Source organism: Colwellia chukchiensis (assembly GCF_002104455.1).
Taxonomy (GTDB): domain Bacteria; phylum Pseudomonadota; class Gammaproteobacteria; order Enterobacterales; family Alteromonadaceae; genus Cognaticolwellia; species Cognaticolwellia chukchiensis.
In genome coordinates this window covers 45,933-64,852 of sequence record NZ_NBOC01000018.1, presented here as the reverse complement: position 1 = coordinate 64,852, position 18,920 = coordinate 45,933, and the positions used below count along the sequence as shown (strand labels likewise).

The window sequence follows — 18,920 nt, the reverse complement described above, 5'->3', positions numbered from 1 at the left end:
TTAAGCTCCCTAAAGGGTCGTTGGAGACTACAACGTTGATAGGTTGGGTGTGGAAGTGCTGCGAGGCATTGAGCTAACCAATACTAATTACCCGTGAGGCTTAACCATACAACACCCAAGTGGTTTTGTATTGACTGGTTAACATCACTTACTAACTGAGTAATGAAAACCTCGTGTAGAAACCCTACACGTCAGTTTGAATTACGTCGTTACTAAGCGATTTACCTCAGTCAAGGTTTGACAAGATTCTGAAAAGAACTATCACGTACATATCGTGTGAATAAGAAATTAAAATGTATTTATAAAAGCTTTCAAGATTGTAACTTGTTAAGTGTAATATCTAACAAGAAAATTTTGTCTAGCGACAATAGCAACATGGAACCACCTGATCCCATTCCGAACTCAGCAGTGAAACGTGTTAGCGCCGATGGTAGTGTGGGAGTTCCCATGTGAGAGTAGGACATCGCTAGGCTTCTATTAAAAGAAACCCGTAGCTAAGGCTACGGGTTTTTTGCATTTTAAATCACAAAAAATAGTGACAATAGCACTGTGGCCCCACCTGATCCCATTCGCTATACCAAGAGATGCAGCAGTGCAACGCAGTAGCGCCGGTGGTAAAAAGCGTGTGGGTGTTCTTCTCTTTATGTGAGAGCGGCGCCGTTCCTGCACATCCATGTGCCCTCGGCATTAGCGCATCCATGCACGTCATCGCTAGGCTTCTATTAAGAGAAACCCGTAGCTAAGGCTACGGGTTTTTTGCTTTCTGGGAGTTAATAGACCGATTATTTCCTTAATCGCGTTTTATCGTAACGAGCGTTAAATTTCATTTCACCTGATGGACTAAAGTCCAACCTACAAAGGACCTGCGGGTGCTTATCTCATGTGAAGCCATTATTTTGTAGGTCGGACTTCAGTTCGTCAACCGTTCAGAGAGTGATTAGCTTGATAGAGCATTTGTCTTGTAGGTCGGACTTCAGTCCGTCAAACGGTAAACAAGCGATTATTAACGTGATAGGCCACAAGCATTTACAGTAGGTACTTTTTCCCAAGCGTTTATAGTCAATTTATATTGAAAAAAACGTTAAATTTCACTTCACCTGATGGACTAAAGTCCAACCTACAAAGGGACTACGGGTGCTTATCCAAGGTGAAGCCATTGTTTTGTAGGTCGGACTTTAGTCCGTCAACCGATAAACAAGTGATTATTAACGTGATAGGCCACAAGCATTTACAGTAGGTATTTTTTCCCAGGCGTTTATCGTCAATTTATATTGAAAAAAACGTTAAATTTCATTTCACCTGATGGACTAAAGTCCAACCTACAAAGGACCTGCGGGTGCTTATTTTACATGAAGTCATTGTTTTGTAGGTCGGACTTCAGTCCGTCTTCAGTAAAAACTAAAACCAATCGAACGACATATCGCTTTAAGTTTATAGATTATATCGGAGCGTTTGAAATCTAACGCTATTTTAGTTAAGTACCTCAAGAAACGCTTTTTAAATCTTCTTTGACGAAGTAAAATATGTCATTGAAAGCTCTTTTATCCTAACCTCTATGAATAGCAATTTAACTGCATCTGAACAGCTCATAAAAAACTCTAACTCAAAGGTTGCCATCATAGGTGGCGGTGTTGCTGGCTCAACGATGGCTTTACGTTTTGCTGAATTAGGCATAGATACAACCTTGATAGAAAAAGGGGATAGCTTAGTTAATGGTCCGCCTTTTTGTCATTTACACGCTGGAGGCAATCTATACCGAGAAATATCGGATCAACAATGTCTTTTGTTATTACAACAGGCTATTGATACCGTAAAAGTGTTTCCGCATAGCATCAACTTTCGACCTACGGTTATTGCCTTACCTAAGACAGATCATGGTGAAGTGACTGATTTATTGCCGCGTTTAATAAAGCTTCGTGCGCGTTATGCTGAATTAGTTGAGCTCGACGTTACTAATAAGGTGTTGGGTGATGTAGAGCACTATTTTCAATTATATGAACGCAATACGCTAGAGCAGCTCGCTAAGCAGCCATTACCCGTAGAGATTAGTAGTCAAGATGATTGGTTGGTTGCTTTTGCTCAGCAAGTCAATTTAGAAACATTAAAGTTTCCAGTGCTGTTAGTGCAAGAGTATGGTTGGTCAGCCTTTCGTTTGGCGGCAATTGCAACATTGGCAAGTGAAAAGCTAACTCATTGCCGATTACACCTTAACCATAAGGTTATTGATATTAAACAGCCCTATAGCAATGGCAAGTGGCGAGTAAGGTATAAAGATAGCGCAAATAGAGAAATTGTTAGTGAGTTCGATTATGTCGTCAATGCTTGCGGTTTTAAAAGCGGTGAGATTGATGACATGTTGCAAGCCAAACGACAACGCATGGTTGAATTTAAAGCCGCTTATGTTGCTAACTGGTCGCAATGCCAGGGCCTTTGGCCAGAGGTGGTGGTTTATGGTGAACGTGGCACGCCTAATGGCATGGCACAATTAACACCTTATCCGGACGGTTATTTTCAATTACATGGTATGACCCCAGATATTACCTTATTTGAGCAAGGCCTAGTAACCAGCGGCACTGCGAGCGCACAGCCAGCGTTGCCAAGCCGGTTTATTAAGAAAATTGAACAACAATGGCCGCTTGAGTTAGCAAAGGATAGAACACTTGGCTCTATTGGACATCTTGCGCAGTATTTTCCGCATTTTGCACAAGCAAAGGTGGCGGCTAAGCCCTTGTTTGGTGCGCAGCAAATTCCGGGTGATGATGCTAGCTTACGCGCCGCCGATGTTTCTTTTTATGGCCGGCATTATGCGCGAGCCGAAATAGTGAAAGCCTCTTCAGCATTATCTGCTGCTGACGTTATTTTAGAAAATTTAATCGATGTTGGGATCGTAAATACAGCACAAGTTGGCGACTATTTGCATCAGCATTATTTTCCTGTAACCTTACAATGCAACGCCACAGAAGTGACGAGGCGAGCGATGCAGTTTGCTCGCCAACGTGGTTACCCAGAAGCATTAGCAAAAATTGTCACTTTCGATAAGTAAAGGGACTAACTCACTGAATGTATCTAGGCACCAATCTGGCTGATAATCTCTAATATCTTCGCCATAGTTATAGCCATAGCTTACACCAATAGATGCCATATTGGCCGCCCTTGCCGCCAAGATGTCGTTTTTAGAGTCACCTATCATGATGCAGTGTTCCACCTTGTTGTTTAGCTGGTCGCAGCAATGTAAAAGAGGGAGAGGGTGCGGCTTACGCTCTGCTAAGCTGTCACCGCCCAATAATAATTCAAATAAGTCATTAAGTCCTAAACCAATCAATATAGGCTCAACAAAGGCGATCGGTTTGTTGGTGACAATAGCTAATCGATAACCGTGTTTTTTTAAAGCCAATAAGGTTGCTTTAACGCCAGGGTATAAAACAGAGTTTACACATAAGTTTTGTTGATAATTTTGTAAAAAAATCGCTAAGGCTGTATTTACCGCTATATCATTTGCTTGCTCAGTTTCCTGTACCTGATTACTTATAGCGTGATGCAATGCGCGTTCAACTAAGGTTTGTGCGCCATTTCCCACCCAAGTGCGAACAAGTTTTTCAGCAAAACTTTTAAACCCTAGCGCGACTAGCATTTGGTTGAGCGCTGCGGCCAGATCGGGCGCGCTATCAACCAAGGTGCCATCAAGATCAAACAATAATAGGGTTTTATTTTTCGGCTTCATTTAAGCTTCCTGTAGTTAGGCGTTATATTAAGTGAGATGTTACACAGCGCAGCTTAGGTTTAGCTAGTAGTTTTGCTAAATTATTATGCTTTCAGGTTTTAAAGGCCGGTATATTAGATGGCTGACCTTGCAAACTTGGCTTTACTGGTCAATAAATGACTTACCTTTAAACAATACCTTGCTCTAGCATTGCATCTGCAACGCGTTTAAAGCCAGCGATGTTAGCACCTAAAACAAGGTTACCCGGCTGTTCAAAAGCTACTGCGGTTTGATGGGCCGTTTGAAAAATATTTTCCATGATCGTTTGTAACCTTTGATCAACCTGTTCAAATGACCATGCTTGCATACTGGAATTTTGTGCCATTTCTAACTGACTGGTTGCGACACCACCCGCATTCGCCGCTTTGCTTGGACCGTAGCAAATTTTAGCTTCAATAAAGGCGTTAATGGCGTCTTGCGTGGAAGGCATATTGGCCCCTTCACTGACAAGTTTACAACCATTAATCAATAACGCTTGGGCATCCGCTAAGGTTAATTCGTTTTGTGTCGCACAAGGAAATGCTGCATCTGCGTTGAAACGCCAGACTGCATGACCGTCATCTGGATAGTCGCCAAGGGCAATAAACTGCGCGTCTTTATAGTATTCAAGGTAAGCTTTTAGACTCGTTTTTGATTGTTCTTTTAGTTGTTTTAATAAAGTTAAGTCTATACCTGCTTGATGATAGATAGTGCCGGTTGAGTCGCTACAGGTAACTGGGGTTGCTCCGAGTTGGTAGAGCTTTTCGATGGCGTAAATAGCGACGTTACCAGAGCCAGATACTAAACAATGTTTGCCCTTTAGACTGTCATTGTTGACCGCCAACATATTCTCGGCAAAATATACTACGCCGTATCCGGTGGCTTCTTTACGCACTAATGAGCCACCCCAAAGTAAACTTTTACCGGTCAAAACCCCTTCGTATCGGCCGGTTAGGCGCTTATATTGACCAAACATATAGCCAATTTCACGCGCGCCGACACCAATATCTCCGGCCGGCACATCAGTAGTAGGGCCTATATGGCGGTACAATTCAGTCATAAAGGATTGACAAAAACGCATGATCTCGCCATCTGACTTACCTTTAGGATCAAAATTAGAGCCACCTTTAGCGCCGCCAATTGGCAAGCCAGTTAGGGCATTTTTGAATATCTGTTCGAAACCTAAAAATTTAATGATACTGGCATTGACACTGGGATGAAATCGTAAGCCACCTTTATATGGACCTAGCGCTGAATTAAACTCCACCCGATAGCCTTTATTTACTTGGATATTACCTTGGTCATCGACCCAAGGAACACGAAACATTATTTGCCGCTCAGGTTCAACTAGGCGTTGAATGATGGCTTGTTGTTGATAATGAGTGTTGCTTTCTAAAATGGGGGCTAGCGAATCTAAGACTTCCTCTACCGCCTGATAAAATTCCGCTTGTGCTGGGCTGGTTTGCTGTAAATCAGTAATTGTCTTATGTATATATGACATATTTATGTAATCCTTAAAAATCGGCGCTAGTAAGAAAAGGAGGGCTTGATTGGTTTTGATAAACTTAAATGTGACCTTCTAAGTTAACGCTTTTACAGGTAAAGTTATTATTTATTCTATTTATAGTCGGAAAAAATAACTGTGATGTGAGACGTTTTTTTGAATATGAACAGTAATTTTTAAATGTATTTTTTGGGTAATTATGCCATTAAATTGAGATTGTATTTATTTTTATGAAGTGTTTTGAATTGTTAGGGTAGGCTAAATATTGTATTTGTCTGCTTTTCGCGTTTAAGGAAAAACAAATGCCAGCTAATGGTGTAAACTATAGCGCAATAGCAGTAATTGAATGTCTAAATTACTCAAGACTCCATACAAGCCTATTATAATAGGGATAAAAAATTAAGGTTAAATTAGCTGATGAGTAGATCGGGCATACAATGGTTTCCTGGGCATATGCACAAAGCCCAAAAAGAAATTAAAGAAATTCTACCGCAAATTGATGTGGTGATAGAAGTGTGTGACGCTCGTCTGCCTTTTAGTAGTGAAAACCCTATGATCACTGAAATTCGCGGCGACAAACCGCTAATTAAGATTTTAAATAAAGCAGATTTAGCTGATCCTGATACGACTAAGTTATGGCTTGACTATCTACAGTCTCAGCACAATGTTAATGCTATTGCGCTATCGACAGAGTCACCGGCTATGGCCAAAACCATACCTCATATGATCCGTAAATTAGCGGCGAATAAAGATGAAGCAGGTAAACAAATTAACGCTGTGATCATGGGGATTCCAAATGTTGGTAAATCGACTTTACTAAATACATTGGTAGGTAAAGCAAAAGCCAAAGTTGGTAATGAGCCGGCAGTAACTAAAGGCCAGCAGCGAATTCGTTTAGAAGATGGTTTATACCTATATGATACACCTGGCATGCTTTGGCCTAAAATTGTCAATGAAAACAGTGGCTATCGTTTAGCCGTAACCAGTGCGGTTAAAGATACTGCTTTTGATCATGAAGAAATTGCCTGTTTTGCCGCAGAGTATTTGTTACAAGCATACCCTGAGCGACTAAAAGCACGCTATAAAATTACTGAGCTGCCAGAACAAGAGGTTGAACTCATTGAAGCGATTGGTAAACGCCGAGGCTGCGTTAAAAGTGGCGGTCATATTGACTTTCATAAAGCATCAGAAATATTAATTAATGAAATACGCGATAAAACTTTAGGGGCGATCAGCTTTGAAACACCTGAAATGGTGACGGCAGAAGTGATATATTTTGAAAAACTCGAAGCAGAAAAAATAGCGGCTAGAGAAGCAAAAAAACTTGCCAGAGGTCGAGGTCGACGTAATAAACGTTAGGGCGTGCTGACCTTTCGAGATTGAATTTTTTTCGAATTGAACGTGATTTGATCGCGGCACTTGGCATGAAGTTTGGTTATTCCAAATGAATAACGAGTAACAAAGTGGAAATCGCGTTCAAACGAATCCATTGGACAGCATTTGTTTGGCATTTTTATTACGTTGTCGCTTGTGTGAGTAGAATAACTACAATGTACAGGCTCAGCCTTGTATAAAGGCCAAACAAACGGCTGAAAAAACAGTCCTGAAAGATCAATACGCCGAAAATTAAAAAAGGAATGAACAGCAAGATGACAGAACAATTTCAGTTACATCCACAACTAGCTAACGACTGCGTTGTGTTAACCGATTTACCACTTAGCCAATTACTCTTGTGTAATGACAGCGCCTATCCTTGGTTTATATTGGTGCCGAAAGTAGAAGGTATTGAAGATATTTACCAACTAGACTGGCAGCAACAACAACAACTTTTAAACGAGTCAAGTATGTTGAGTGAGGTGTTAATGCAAGAGTTTAATGGTGATAAGATGAATGTTGCCGCTTTAGGTAATGTGGTTCCGCAATTGCATTTACACCATATAGTACGTTTTAAAAACGACCCTAGTTGGCCAAAGCCTATCTGGGGCCAGCAAGCCTTAACACCTTATACCGAACAAGCACTGGCTGATATCAAAAGTCGTATATTACCAAAACTTGCTGCGATATTGTCTAACGGAAATTAATTACGGTTTAAAGCTTGTTAGTTTAATTTTAGCTACCAATAACCGCAAAGTTTAGCAGCGAGTTAGCTGCTTCTCGCACTTACTGATAGCTTATAGTTGTTTATAGCATACAGCGTAATAGAAGCTGTATGCTTACTTTCGCTATCAGTAAAGCGTTGTTGATGATTAAGCTTATTTAATCAAGGCAAGAGATTGGCTTAAGTCGGCAATTAAATCATCGACATTTTCTAGGCCCACCGAAATTCGAATTAAGCTATCACTGATCCCAGCGGCTAATCGCTCATCTTGAGTATAGGGTGAATGTGTCATCGACGCTGGGTGTTGAATAAGCGACTCGGCATCACCTAAGCTCACCGCTATGGAAAATAATTGCATGCGGTTAATAAAATCGCTGCCGCCTGCAAGGTCACTGTTTATTTCAAAAGCAATAACACCGCCAGCGGCTTTCATTTGCGTGCCAAGATATTGATACCCAGCATGACTTTTTAAGCCAGGGTAATACACCTGTGATACTTTGTCATGACTTTCTAAAAATTCAGCGAGTACTTGTGCATTACTGCAATGACGCTCCATTCGAATGGGTAACGTTTTCAAGCCGCGCATGATCAACCAGGCGTCATGTGGGCTCATAGTCGCACCGATGTCTTTTAATACGGTCATTTTAATGTGGTTGATCATCTCATGACTGCCACAAATGATACCGGCAACTACATCACCATGCCCATTTAAGTACTTAGTAGCGCTATGGATAACAATATCAATACCATATTGCTTCGGCTGCTGTAACACCGGTGTTAAAAATGTATTGTCGACAATAGAAATAATGTTATGTTGCTGAGCAATGTTGCCAATGGTAGCTAAGTCGTAAACGGCTAAGTTTGGGTTAACTGGGGTTTCTAAAAAGATCACTTTAGTATTAGCTTTGATGGCGGCTTCAATTTCAGCTGGGTTGGCCATATCAACAAAAGTCACCTCAATGCCCCAGCGTGTCAATTGATGGTTCATTAGCGCAAACGAACAACCATAAACTGCTTTTGATGAAATTAAATGATCGCCAGCCGATAAGTTTGCGAGTAATGCCCCAGAAACAGCGCCCATACCTGTTGCTGTAGCCGCAGCATCTTCCATGCCTTCCATGGCAGCAACGCGCATCTCTAATTGTCGTGTTGTAGGATTGCCTAGTCGGCTATAAATGTAGCCCTCGGCCTCGCCAGCAAACCTATCTGCGCCTTGTTGAGCATTGTCAAAAATAAAGGTTGAAGTTTGATAAAGTGGTGTAGCTAAAGAGCCAAATTGTTGGTCATTAATACGACCGGCATGAATGGCTTGTGTTTCAATATTTTTATGTTCTGACATGAGTTACCTTTCTATGGTGGAAAGCAAATATTGTGATTACTCGTTGCTGTAGCAATTACCCTGCCATTTATAAAAACACATATTAAACAATGAGTTATTGATTTACATTAATGTGGGTTAAGCCCAGTTGTAATAATAATATTACAACCGTGGCGAGCCATGCTATTAAAGCATAGGTAAGTTGTCGTGTGTATGCGCTTTAGTGGTTGTTTGTTGGCTAAATTTGTTGTCATATTTTTATTACGATGTAATATGGTTATGACAGCAGCCAGATCGTAACCCGAGTAGGACAGAAAGTGCGCATAGAAATAAAATCTGAAGATCGTATCGGAATGAGCCAAGAAATATTAACGGCACTCACGGGTTTATCACTTAATATTCAAGCGTTGGAAGTTAGCTCACAGTTGATGTTTGTACACTTGGCGCAAACAGCGGTTCCCTTTGAGTGCATAAAGCAAGTACTCATACAGGTGCCAGGGGTCAAGCTGTGCAAAACAATTGAATTACTGCCATCTGAACGTCGTGAGCGACATCTAAGAGCTTTGGTCAATCGTTTGCCAGATGCAATAATTGATATTGATATTAATGCGCGAGTTATGGCGTTTAATCGAGCGAGTGAGCAGCTTTTGAGCAAGCACATAAATTATAAAGGGCTTGGCAGTATGGAGGCGGGTAAGTTTAAGGGGCTTAAGATCACTAAGCTACTAGATATTGATATTTCGCTACCGCTATTAGACAAGCTAAGTTCACAAAACGTTGAAATAGCAGGTCAAAGCTATATCGCAGAAATCAGTCCGATTAGTGAGCAAGAAAACAGCTTAGGTGCGGTTATTTCGTTAAAATCAGTCACTAGTTTGGGGCGGCAAATATCCATACTGCAAACGCGCGATGAACAAGAAATTGATAATATCATTGGCCAATCGGCGAGTATTCAACTGTTAAAAGCCCAGATAACACGTTTCGCTGAACTTGAATTACCAGTATTAATTCAGGGCGAAACCGGAACCGGCAAAGAACTGATTGCACGAGCATTGCACAGTGCTAGTTCTAGAAAACAAGCGCCATTTTTAGCGTTAAACTGTGCAGCCTTACCCGAGCACTTATTAGAAAGTGAGTTGTTCGGCTACGCCAACGGCGCATTTACAGGTGCCAAAAAAGGCGGCAAGCCAGGCTTATTAGAGTTAGCAGAAGGCGGTACCTTATTTTTAGACGAAGTGGCGGAAATGTCGCCTTACCTGCAAGCGAAATTGTTAAGGTTTTTACAAGACTTTAAATTCCGTCGCCTTGGCAGTACCAAAGAGTTACAGGCCAATGTCAGGGTTGTTAGTGCTACCCACCAAAACTTATTAGCGATGATCAGCAAAGAAAAATTTAGAGAAGATTTATTCTACAGGTTAAATGTTTTAAATCTTTCATCGCCACCCTTGCGTGATCGTGTTGAAGATATTGTTTTAATTGCACAACACTTTGTGGCTATTGCTGCCACCAAAATGAACCTACCTGAGCCAGCAATAGATGAAAATGCCTTTCAATTGTTGTCATCGTATCAATGGCCGGGCAATATCAGAGAGCTGCAAAGTGTGTTATTTAGGGGCGTGGCGCTAAATGATAAAAGTCATATATCAGCACACGATATTCAGCTAGCGCTAGCTCAGTTTAATCAAGAAAACCAGAGCCTTGATGAACCCCTTGTGCTTAATAATGAGGTGCAAGACTGGGCAAGTGCGCAGGTAAAGTTTGAAAAGCAACTGCTGAGCAGCTTATATCCATATTATCCGACCACGCGTAAATTGGCGGAGCGTTTAAAGGTATCCCATAACAAAATTGCCATGAAACTACGGCAACTTGATATTAAACGCTAATAGTTAATCTTGGTGACAGCAATTAATCTTCTAACAGCCGATAAAGAATTTGCTTTACGTGTGCAGGTTCAAAAGGTTTGTCACACATTGCTGTAACGCCTTCGGTGAGTATGTTAGCTAAATGTGTATCATTGCTTTCACTGGTTACCATGAGTATCGGCAGGTGTGATTGAGTGCTTTGATTTCGAATATAGTGGGTTAGTGCCTTACCATTCACCTCGGGCATATTATAGTCAGTAACGACAAGATCAAACATATTAGCTTTTAGCAGTGTGATCGCCTCACTGCCATCAACCGCTTCAGTAATTTTTATTAAGCCAAGGTTATTCAGTACGCGCTTAATATGGTTTCTTGCCAATCGACTATCGTCAACCAGTAGCACCCGTACTTGATGAACGTCAAAGTAGTCAAGCGCTAGTTCATCGGTTGCTAATAAATCGATTGTGGTACGAATCGCGGTTGCTAAATGGGCACTGGTAAAAGGCTTGGGCAACAGGGCGATAACCCCGGACTGTTTAAACGCTTCTAGGTGTTCACGACGGTGCTCGCTTGACACTAACATAAATGGCGTATCAGCAATGGCGGGATTATTTCTGATTTTTTGCAGCAAATCTAAGGCACTACCATCACTAAAGTGCATGGCACTAGTGATCAGATCGCGGGGGTGTTTACTGGCGCTTTGGTAGGCATCGGCAATATTTTTTGCTTGAGCGACTTGGGTTATACCTTGCTGTGTTAACTCTTTGATAATGATTTTTCGTTGTGTATCCGATGGCTCAACAACAAGTAAAGAAAGTTCATTTGGCTTCATTTTATTTTTCGCTTTTATGTTATTTAGGCTTAACCGCCAATAAACTTAACTTTATAGCCATTTTCTTCTAACACTGACTTTATTACTTCACGCTTATCACCTTGGATTTCAATGACCTCACCAACAACGCTACCTCCTGTACCACAGGTTTTTTTTAGTTGCTTGGCTAAAGCTTTTAGTGCGCTATTGTCGATGCCAAGACCAGAAATAGTGACAACCCCTTTGCCTTTTCGCCCTTTTGTTTCTCGACGAACTTTGGCATAACCGTCTGATGGAGTAATAACCGGGCTGTTGCTATTGGCTTTAATTCTTCCTTCAGCGGTAGAATATACTAAAGTTTGATCAGCATTGTTAACTGTGCTTTGGGGATTATCAATCTCTTTACCAAAGGCACTAGCTAAGTCGCTTAGGTTGGAAAACGTTTTTTTCATATATTTATAAATCTTAGATAAAATAAAACCACTACTAGAGTGGTTTTATTATACACGAGTTTTTTTATCTAAGCAGGGTTACAGCTTACTTTCTAACTCAGGTAGAGCGTCAAATAAGTCAGCTACTAGACCATAATCGGCAACTTGGAAAATAGGCGCTTCCGCATCTTTGTTGATTGCCACAATAATTTTTGAGTCTTTCATACCCGCTAAATGCTGAATGGCACCGGAAATACCTACGGCAATATACAAGTCAGGTGCAACAATTTTACCCGTTTGGCCCACTTGCATATCGTTTGGTACAAAACCGGCATCGACAGCAGCACGCGATGCACCAATAGCAGCGCCTAGCTTATCAGCGATACCTTCTAGTAATTTGAAGTTGTCGCCGTTTTGCATACCGCGTCCACCAGAAATAACCACGCTTGCTGCGCCTAAATCAGGGCGTTCAGAGACTGAAAGCTCATCGCTTACATGACTAGAAATACCAGCGTTGGTTACTTTATCTAGTGCAACAACTTCAGCATTACCATCTGTTGCTACGGCATCAAAGCCTGTAGGACGTACCGTAATTACTTTTTTGCTATCTAAACTTTGAACTGTGGCAATGGCATTACCTGCGTAGATAGGACGAACAAACGTATCGCTACTTTCTACGGCAATAATGTCAGAAACTTGTGTAACATCTAATAATGCCGCAACGCGTGGCATAAAGTTCTTGCCGGTTGTTAATGCGGTAGCAATGATATGATCGTAATCTGCCGCTAATTCGGTTACTAAAAGAGAAATGTTTTCGGCTAATTGATGTTGGTATGCTTCATTATCGGCAACAAGGACTTTAGCAACACCATTGACTTGACTCGCTGCTTCTGCAACCGCCTGACAATTATGACCGGCAACCAGAAGGTGAATGTCACCACCAATCGCTTGTGCTGCGGCAACAGTTTTTAAGGTATCAGCTTTTAACTGATTATTGTCGTGTTCGGCATATACTAAAACGCTCATGAGATCACCTTCGCTTCATTCTTTAATTTTTCTACTAATTCATCAATGCTTTCAACAATGATGCCTGCTTGGCGCTCCGCTGGTGGTGTAACTTTAATAATATTAGTGCGGGCTGTTAAATCAATGCCAAAATCTGCAGCTGATTTAACGTCTAAAGGCTTACGCTTCGCTTTCATAATGTTAGGTAAAGATGCGTAGCGAGGTTCATTTAAGCGTAAGTCTGTGGTGACTATTGCCGGTAAGTTTAATGCTAGCGTTTGTAGGCCGCCATCCACTTCACGGGTGACATTGACTTTATCGCCTTCAACTTTAACTTCAGATGCAAAAGTGCCTTGTGCCATGCCTGTTAGCGCCGCTAGCATTTGACCCGTTTGATTATTATCACTGTCAATGGCTTGCTTACCTAAAATAACCAATTGAGGTTGTTCTTCTTCGACAACTTTTTGTAACAGTTTAGCAACGTTTATTGAGTCTAAATTTTGATCAGTGTCAATTTGAATAGCACGATCAGCACCAAGGGCTAACGCGGTACGCAGTTGCTCTTGGCATGATTTATCACCAATTGAAACCGCAATAACTTCAGTTGCTGTGCCGGCTTCTTTCAAGCGTACGGCTTCTTCTACTGCAATTTCACAAAACGGGTTAATTGCCATTTTTACATTAGCAAGATCGACATTGGAGTTGTCTGCTTTAACACGTACTTTTACGTTATAGTCAATAACGCGTTTGATGGGTACTAATACTTTCATCGTTGCCTCTGATTGTGCTGTCTTGTTTGACTAAACCAAATGAAATTTAGCTTAGCGCTATAAAATAGTGGATTGAAAGACTACTTGCAGATTTTCGATTCGTCAACGTCTTCCTGTGTATATTGTCAGTCAAATTGTGCTCAAATAAATATTATCAAGAAAAAGTGCAATACAGGATAGTATTTAGCAAGAAAATATTTATAATGATTGATGGTATCAAACAGGTGTTTGAAAATCAAACGGGTGTTTGATTTTTTCATAAAAATAGAATGATGGGAGAAGTTATGGAACGCGAATCAATGGAATTTGACGTTGTAATTGTTGGTGCCGGTCCTGCAGGCCTATCAACTGCTTGTCAACTAATGAAACTAGCACAAGAAAAAGAGCAAGAGCTAATGGTCTGTGTAGTTGAAAAAGGCTCTGAAGTTGGTGCTCATATATTATCTGGCGCAGTCTTTGAGCCAAGAGCATTAAACGAGTTATTCCCTGACTGGCAAGAACAGGGCGCCCCTTTAAACACCGCTGTTACTGGTGACGATATTTATTTATTTAATGGCGAAAATAGCGCGGTTAAATTACCCGGCTTTAGCGTGCCGAAAACCATGCATAATGAAAACAATTTTATTGTTAGTATGGGCAATGTTTGTCGCTGGTTAGCCGAACAAGCAGAGCAACTTGGTGTGGAGATTTTTCCAGGGTTTCCAGCACAAGAGATTATTTATAATGAAGACGGCAGCGTTGGCGGCGTAATTACTGGCGATATGGGACTTGATCGCGACGGTAACCCGAAAGACTCGTTTATGCCAGGTATGGAATTAAAAGCTAAATATACCGTTTTCTCAGAAGGTTGTCGTGGCCATTTAGGTAAAGAGCTGATTGCTAAATTTGTCCTAGATGCTGATAAGTCACCGCAGCATTATGGCTTGGGCTTTAAAGAGATTTGGGATATTGACCCTGATAAACACCAAGAAGGCTTAGTTGTGCACTCGGCAGGTTGGCCGCTTGATAAAGACACTAATGGTGGTGGCTATTTATACCATGCTGAAAATAACCAAGTGTTTGTTGGCTTAATTGTCGATCTTAATTATAGCAACCCGCATTTAAGCCCTTTTGATGAGTTTCAACGTTATAAGCACCACCCTAAAATTGCCCAATACCTAGAGGGTGGAAAACGCGTATCTTATGGCGCACGCGCAATGGCAAAAGGTGGCTTTAATTCATTACCGAAAATGACCATGCCTGGTGCTTTGTTGGTTGGTTGTGACGCCGGCACCATAAACTTTGCCAAAATTAAAGGTAATCATACCGCGATGAAGTCAGGCATGTTGGCGGCAGAAGCTATTGTTGAGGCATTAAGCGCTGGCGATGAAGGTGGTAAGGATTTGACCAGCTTTGCGGATAAGTTTAAAAACTCTTGGTTATATGATGAGTTGTACAATACCCGTAATTTCGGCCCGGCAATGCACAAGTTCGGTACCTTTTGGGGCGGCGCATATAACACCATAGATCAAAACTTCTTTGGCGGTAAATTGCCGTTTAATTTTAAAGATGACAGTTTAGATCATGAGCAATTAAAGTTAGCAAAAGATGCGCCGGTGATAAATTATCCAAAACCTGATAATAAATTGAGTTTTGATAAACTGTCATCAGTATTTTTATCAAACACCAACCATGAAGAAGAGCAACCTTGCCATTTGAAACTGGCGGATAGTAGCATTCCTATCAGTGTTAACTTGGTCAAATATGCTGAGCCAGCACAGCGTTATTGCCCGGCAGGTGTTTATGAAGTTGAACACAGCGAAGCAGGGGATAAGTTTGTTATTAATGCGCAAAATTGTGTGCATTGTAAGACTTGTGACATAAAAGATCCGAGCCAGAACATTACCTGGGTAACGCCAGAAGGCACGGGTGGTCCGAACTACCCTAATATGTAGTTTTAGCTTTTATAGCAATATAAAAAACCTGCGCGTGCAGGTTTTTTGGTTTTTTAGCGCTTACGCAGGTTTTTCTTGAATTTTAAGCATCAACAGGTGCTGAAACTGTGATATGCATGGGAAAAATTAGCTGTCCGGACAAAGCAAGCTGTTTGGACAGAATTAGTTGTCGCATGTTGTTAGTGGTAAATATTCAATATTTACAAGCCACGATTGCCGCTAATTAATTAAATTAACAGCGCCGCAACTTATTCTTCGTAAGCCTTACTAGCATAAGTATTGCGAAGGGCATAGTGAAACCTGTTATTACCATCAAGCTCACCTTTGCATATCAGCACAAAATTTAGCGCAACGCTGAGTTACTAACCTGAGCTAGGTTAGTAACTATACGCTTAAGTTTGCCGTACAAAGTGTTATGAACATTGGCTGGTGCATTGGCATATCTGAATAACGTCTGAGCACCCTCAGTTAAAGGTTTGCTCGAAAAGTGATTACTTATGCCAGCTCTTTAGTGGGTTTCTATTAAGTTAAACTCAGCTAAGGCGGGGATGCCGATTTGTAGTTTATTTTCAATATCGTCAAGCTTTACTAGCTTTGCACAAATATTAGCGGCTTTCTCTTCTAACGCGCTTGCTTGGTTGCTGATATCAAACTTAATATCATCCCCCATAGTTTCAATCTGTTGATCGAATGTTTCAACACGTTGCTCAGAACTCTGCTCTTCTCGGTGGGTCATTGCTTCACCTACCGCAACCAGAATGGTGCCGACAGAGTCAGAAACTATGGTTTCAATTTCCTTTTCAAATTCACCGGCAAAAACCTGATCAAAATCATCAAAGTCTTGGGGCGCAATATAATAGCTTTCATCGCTATGATTAAATCGAGCACGCAACCGCCACTTCATTTCATCAAATTTTTCTTGAAACTGTTGATGTGAGGCACTGTTTTCACCCGTTAAACCACTGATCACTTTATTAACAGCTTTTAAGCCGAGTTCAACCCCTTCAATGGCAATTGCAACAATCGCCGGCACTTGTGCTCGTATGCCGCTGACATATTCACTAAGCTGGGCTTGCTGCTCATTATCAAGTGTAATTTCACGACCTTTAACAAATAGCTGGTGCGGACCGTTAATTTGTATATAAGTTTGGCCGTGGTTAACTATGCGCACATGCGCGGGGTCAATTATTACGCCATAGTTAAAGTTTATATCACACTGTTGTGCGCTGCTTGAACCGACGTAAAGTAGCAATATGAATAAACTACGCGTGAGGTTTGTCATGGTATAACCCCAAAAAGTATCTATTTTTCGTTTCATCGTTTAGCTAGTTACTACAGGTTGAATATGAATTTTTCTGTCTTTATAAACAAAACGACTAGGGCCAAACTCACGGCGAGTACGTTCATTAAATTCGGCAATATTGACTTGCACGCCGTGATAAAGCTTTTCGGTGGCTTCAACATAAACACTGCTTAGATAAGTTTGTAATGTCTCTTCAAGTGACTGCTTATCAAGCAAAAGTTTGCCCATGTTTTTCGCCTGATGCTGGTAAGTTGACATGACCTTAGCTAATAATTCAGGGTTTGCTTTTTCTTTCGGTAACTTACTTAGTTTATTGGCCGCCTGTTTAAGCTCTGAGCATTTTTCTGACTCAGCGCCAATTTTTGTTTCGATCTCATCAATCTTGTTTAGGTATTCTTTTACCTTATCTTCAAAGGTGATCATGGTCATACTGCCGGCAGTAGCACCAATGGTACCGGCATGTACAGACTCGCCACAGCTGACATAACCGGCAATTAATTTGCCATTAGCTTTGGCTTCGTTACCCACCCATAGCGTTTTTTCAACTTTCACTATGTTATGCATCATTTGGTTTTCAATTACGAGTGAGCTGCTTTCAATGTTGGCGTATTGGCTATATTTGGCAAACACTTTGCCGCCGGCTTTTATATTGACACTCATGCTAATGTTTGCCAGTTCACAACCTTCTACTTCTTGCTTCTTACCTATAATGCCAGTACCAATGGTGATATCGCCGCCAGCCTCTAGTGTTGCAGACTCAACAAAACCGCCAATGGAGATGTCGCCCGTCGCAGAAACTTGCATGCCTTCACAAACATCACCATTAATAATGACACTGCCTTCAAATTTAACATGGCCTGTACTCACATCAACATTATTAGTTTGGTATATGTTGTCTACTTCTAAACCGTTTTTAACAATCCGAGGTAAACCTACTTTAGTTGACACTAAGATACTTTGATTATTGGGGCTTAAGCAGGTGCCATCGCCAACGTACATATCAATGTCTTCACCCGGGGTAGGCTCTAAAACTTCACCAGTAACTGTGTAGCCTTTAATGCCATCTGTAAATGGTATTTTTTTTGCCAATGGCTCGCCAACTTTTACACAAATGATATCGCCCAGATCACGCATATCAACGCTACCATCATCGAGTAGTTTCGGCTTTAAAATACGATCTTGCGCACTTTCTACCAAAAGTTTAATGCGTGAATTTTTACCGTCTATGGGTAATTTACCTTGTGCTACTTCTCCTTTAACGATAGAGCCCGCAGGCTCTTTAGCCGCTTGTTTTGCTAGCGAGATTAATAGCTCTTTACTAAACCCTTTACAAACATTTGCAGCTTGTGCAGCATTAAGTATTGCTTTTGCACTCATGTGTTTACCGCCTCGTGCGGTAGATATTTCTGCAGATGCAGACATATTATCTTGTGCAATGGTGATCGATATTGTGGCGTCACGACGTTCAAGTACTTGATATTTTATTTCACGTCCAGGTTGGTTCTCTTGTAGCGGTTTTAAAACACTTTCAAGTTCCGCTATGGCATTTTTAACATTACCTTTATTGACGTGTAAATTACTGTACTCAGAACTCTCGATTAATTCATAGATATCATCTACCGTTAACGGTGTTTTAGTTTTTATCGGGGACAGTATTAGGTCAATATTATTTTTATCATTAGTAACTAAGCTTACCTTGCTCACACGCAATAACTCCACTATTTTACCTAGTTCAATTTTGTTCTAGATATAATTTTCTTGATGAACTTTGATAAAATTCGCTGTGCCGACTTTGGAAAAATCAAGTTTATATTCTTTATTGTCTAAGGCTTGAATAAACACTAAGGTTTTTTCTTCACCAAAGACTTCAGCAGCGCTGACATCAACGACTTCTTGATAGGCTTTCTTTGCCTCGGAGCGCTTTTTGGGCATGACACCAGAATAAATACCTATGCCATTATGGGTTACTATAGCAACGGGGTGACTGCCATTGACCACGAGTAGATCAATTTTTTTGTTTTTATGAATAATAGTGTTGCGGCCACTGGTAATATAGTTTTTATCGTTCAAAGCATTCTCCTTATGGTGATCAGCAATTTGCTAGCTTATGTATTAACGCTCAAAACGTTGGTTTTAGGTTTATTA

The 18,920-nt window shown here is 41.0% G+C and carries 15 protein-coding genes and 2 rRNA genes; 7 read left to right on the top strand and 10 right to left on the bottom strand.

Annotated elements, in window-relative coordinates; genetic code table 11:
* From B6K83_RS15850 to B6K83_RS15840, 3 genes are all read left to right on the top strand, one after another.
* A 23S ribosomal RNA gene (locus tag B6K83_RS15850) occupies window positions 1-108 on the top strand; the annotation flags it as partial.
* 249 nt (window positions 109-357) lie between these two features.
* Window positions 358-472 (top strand): 5S ribosomal RNA (rrf, locus tag B6K83_RS15845).
* A gap of 1,083 nt (window positions 473-1,555) precedes the next feature.
* Window positions 1,556-3,043 carry an FAD-dependent oxidoreductase gene (locus B6K83_RS15840; protein ID WP_085285841.1) on the top strand — a complete coding sequence of 496 codons (1,488 nt, stop codon included), beginning with the start codon at window positions 1,556-1,558 and terminating at the stop codon, window positions 3,041-3,043.
* On the opposite strand, the gene B6K83_RS15835 is transcribed toward B6K83_RS15840, so the two are convergent.
* Both B6K83_RS15835 and gdhA read right to left on the bottom strand, forming a co-directional pair.
* Window positions 3,014-3,721, bottom strand: a complete 708-nt coding sequence (locus tag B6K83_RS15835; RefSeq protein WP_085285840.1) for a phosphoglycolate phosphatase — start codon at window positions 3,719-3,721, stop codon at window positions 3,014-3,016. The two genes, B6K83_RS15840 and B6K83_RS15835, sit on opposite strands and share 30 nt — an antisense overlap.
* 166 nt (window positions 3,722-3,887) lie before the next feature.
* Entirely contained in the window at window positions 3,888-5,240 is a 1,353-nt protein-coding gene (gene gdhA / locus B6K83_RS15830) for an NADP-specific glutamate dehydrogenase (RefSeq protein ID WP_085285839.1), read from the bottom strand.
* 420 nt (window positions 5,241-5,660) lie between these two features.
* On the opposite strand from gdhA, the gene ylqF reads away from it, so the two are divergent.
* Window positions 5,661-6,602, top strand: coding sequence for a ribosome biogenesis GTPase YlqF (gene ylqF, locus B6K83_RS15825; protein ID WP_085285838.1), 942 nt, complete (start codon window positions 5,661-5,663; stop codon window positions 6,600-6,602).
* 290 nt (window positions 6,603-6,892) lie between these two features.
* The gene (locus B6K83_RS15820) at window positions 6,893-7,324 is read left to right on the top strand and encodes an HIT domain-containing protein (protein WP_085285837.1); all 432 of its coding nucleotides are present in this window, start codon (window positions 6,893-6,895) and stop codon (window positions 7,322-7,324) included.
* A 171-nt stretch (window positions 7,325-7,495) separates the two neighbouring features.
* Here the strand turns inward: B6K83_RS15820 and megL are convergent, their stop codons facing one another.
* The gene (megL, locus tag B6K83_RS15815) at window positions 7,496-8,680 is read right to left on the bottom strand and encodes a methionine gamma-lyase (RefSeq protein ID WP_085285836.1); all 1,185 of its coding nucleotides are present in this window, start codon (window positions 8,678-8,680) and stop codon (window positions 7,496-7,498) included.
* 296 nt (window positions 8,681-8,976) lie between these two features.
* Between megL and B6K83_RS15810 the strand changes: the two genes are divergently transcribed.
* Window positions 8,977-10,542 carry a sigma 54-interacting transcriptional regulator gene (locus B6K83_RS15810; protein ID WP_085285835.1) on the top strand — a complete coding sequence of 522 codons (1,566 nt, stop codon included), beginning with the start codon at window positions 8,977-8,979 and terminating at the stop codon, window positions 10,540-10,542.
* Window positions 10,543-10,564: 22 nt separating this feature from the next.
* Here the strand turns inward: B6K83_RS15810 and B6K83_RS15805 are convergent, their stop codons facing one another.
* From B6K83_RS15805 to B6K83_RS15790, 4 genes are all read right to left on the bottom strand, one after another.
* A complete protein-coding gene (locus tag B6K83_RS15805; RefSeq protein WP_085285834.1) occupies window positions 10,565-11,353 on the bottom strand; it encodes a response regulator in 789 nt (262 codons plus the stop codon).
* Between the two features lie 29 nt (window positions 11,354-11,382).
* The gene (locus tag B6K83_RS15800; RefSeq protein WP_233144062.1) at window positions 11,383-11,730 is read right to left on the bottom strand and encodes a translation initiation factor; all 348 of its coding nucleotides are present in this window, start codon (window positions 11,728-11,730) and stop codon (window positions 11,383-11,385) included.
* 132 nt (window positions 11,731-11,862) lie between these two features.
* Entirely contained in the window at window positions 11,863-12,789 is a 927-nt protein-coding gene (locus B6K83_RS15795) for an electron transfer flavoprotein subunit alpha/FixB family protein (protein ID WP_085285832.1), read from the bottom strand.
* Window positions 12,786-13,538, bottom strand: coding sequence for an electron transfer flavoprotein subunit beta/FixA family protein (locus B6K83_RS15790; RefSeq protein ID WP_085285831.1), 753 nt, complete (start codon window positions 13,536-13,538; stop codon window positions 12,786-12,788). The genes B6K83_RS15795 and B6K83_RS15790 overlap by 4 nt, the downstream gene beginning before the upstream one ends.
* Window positions 13,539-13,822: 284 nt before the next feature.
* Here B6K83_RS15790 and B6K83_RS15785 point away from each other — a divergent pair, with 284 nt between their 5' ends.
* Window positions 13,823-15,472 carry an electron transfer flavoprotein-ubiquinone oxidoreductase gene (locus B6K83_RS15785; RefSeq protein WP_085285830.1) on the top strand — a complete coding sequence of 550 codons (1,650 nt, stop codon included), beginning with the start codon at window positions 13,823-13,825 and terminating at the stop codon, window positions 15,470-15,472.
* 508 nt (window positions 15,473-15,980) lie between these two features.
* Here the strand turns inward: B6K83_RS15785 and B6K83_RS15780 are convergent.
* The 3 genes from B6K83_RS15780 to B6K83_RS15770 are packed head-to-tail and all read right to left on the bottom strand — an operon-like array spanning window position 15,981 to window position 18,845.
* On the bottom strand, window positions 15,981-16,754 hold the full coding sequence (locus tag B6K83_RS15780; protein ID WP_085285847.1) for a DUF2884 family protein: 774 nt from the start codon (window positions 16,752-16,754) through the stop codon (window positions 15,981-15,983).
* Between the two features lie 39 nt (window positions 16,755-16,793).
* Entirely contained in the window at window positions 16,794-18,494 is a 1,701-nt protein-coding gene (locus B6K83_RS15775; RefSeq protein WP_233144058.1) for a DUF342 domain-containing protein, read from the bottom strand.
* A gap of 24 nt (window positions 18,495-18,518) precedes the next feature.
* Window positions 18,519-18,845 (bottom strand): hypothetical protein, encoded by a 327-nt coding sequence (locus B6K83_RS15770; RefSeq protein ID WP_085285829.1) that lies wholly within the window; start codon window positions 18,843-18,845, stop codon window positions 18,519-18,521.
* Window positions 18,846-18,920: the final 75 nt, after the last annotated feature.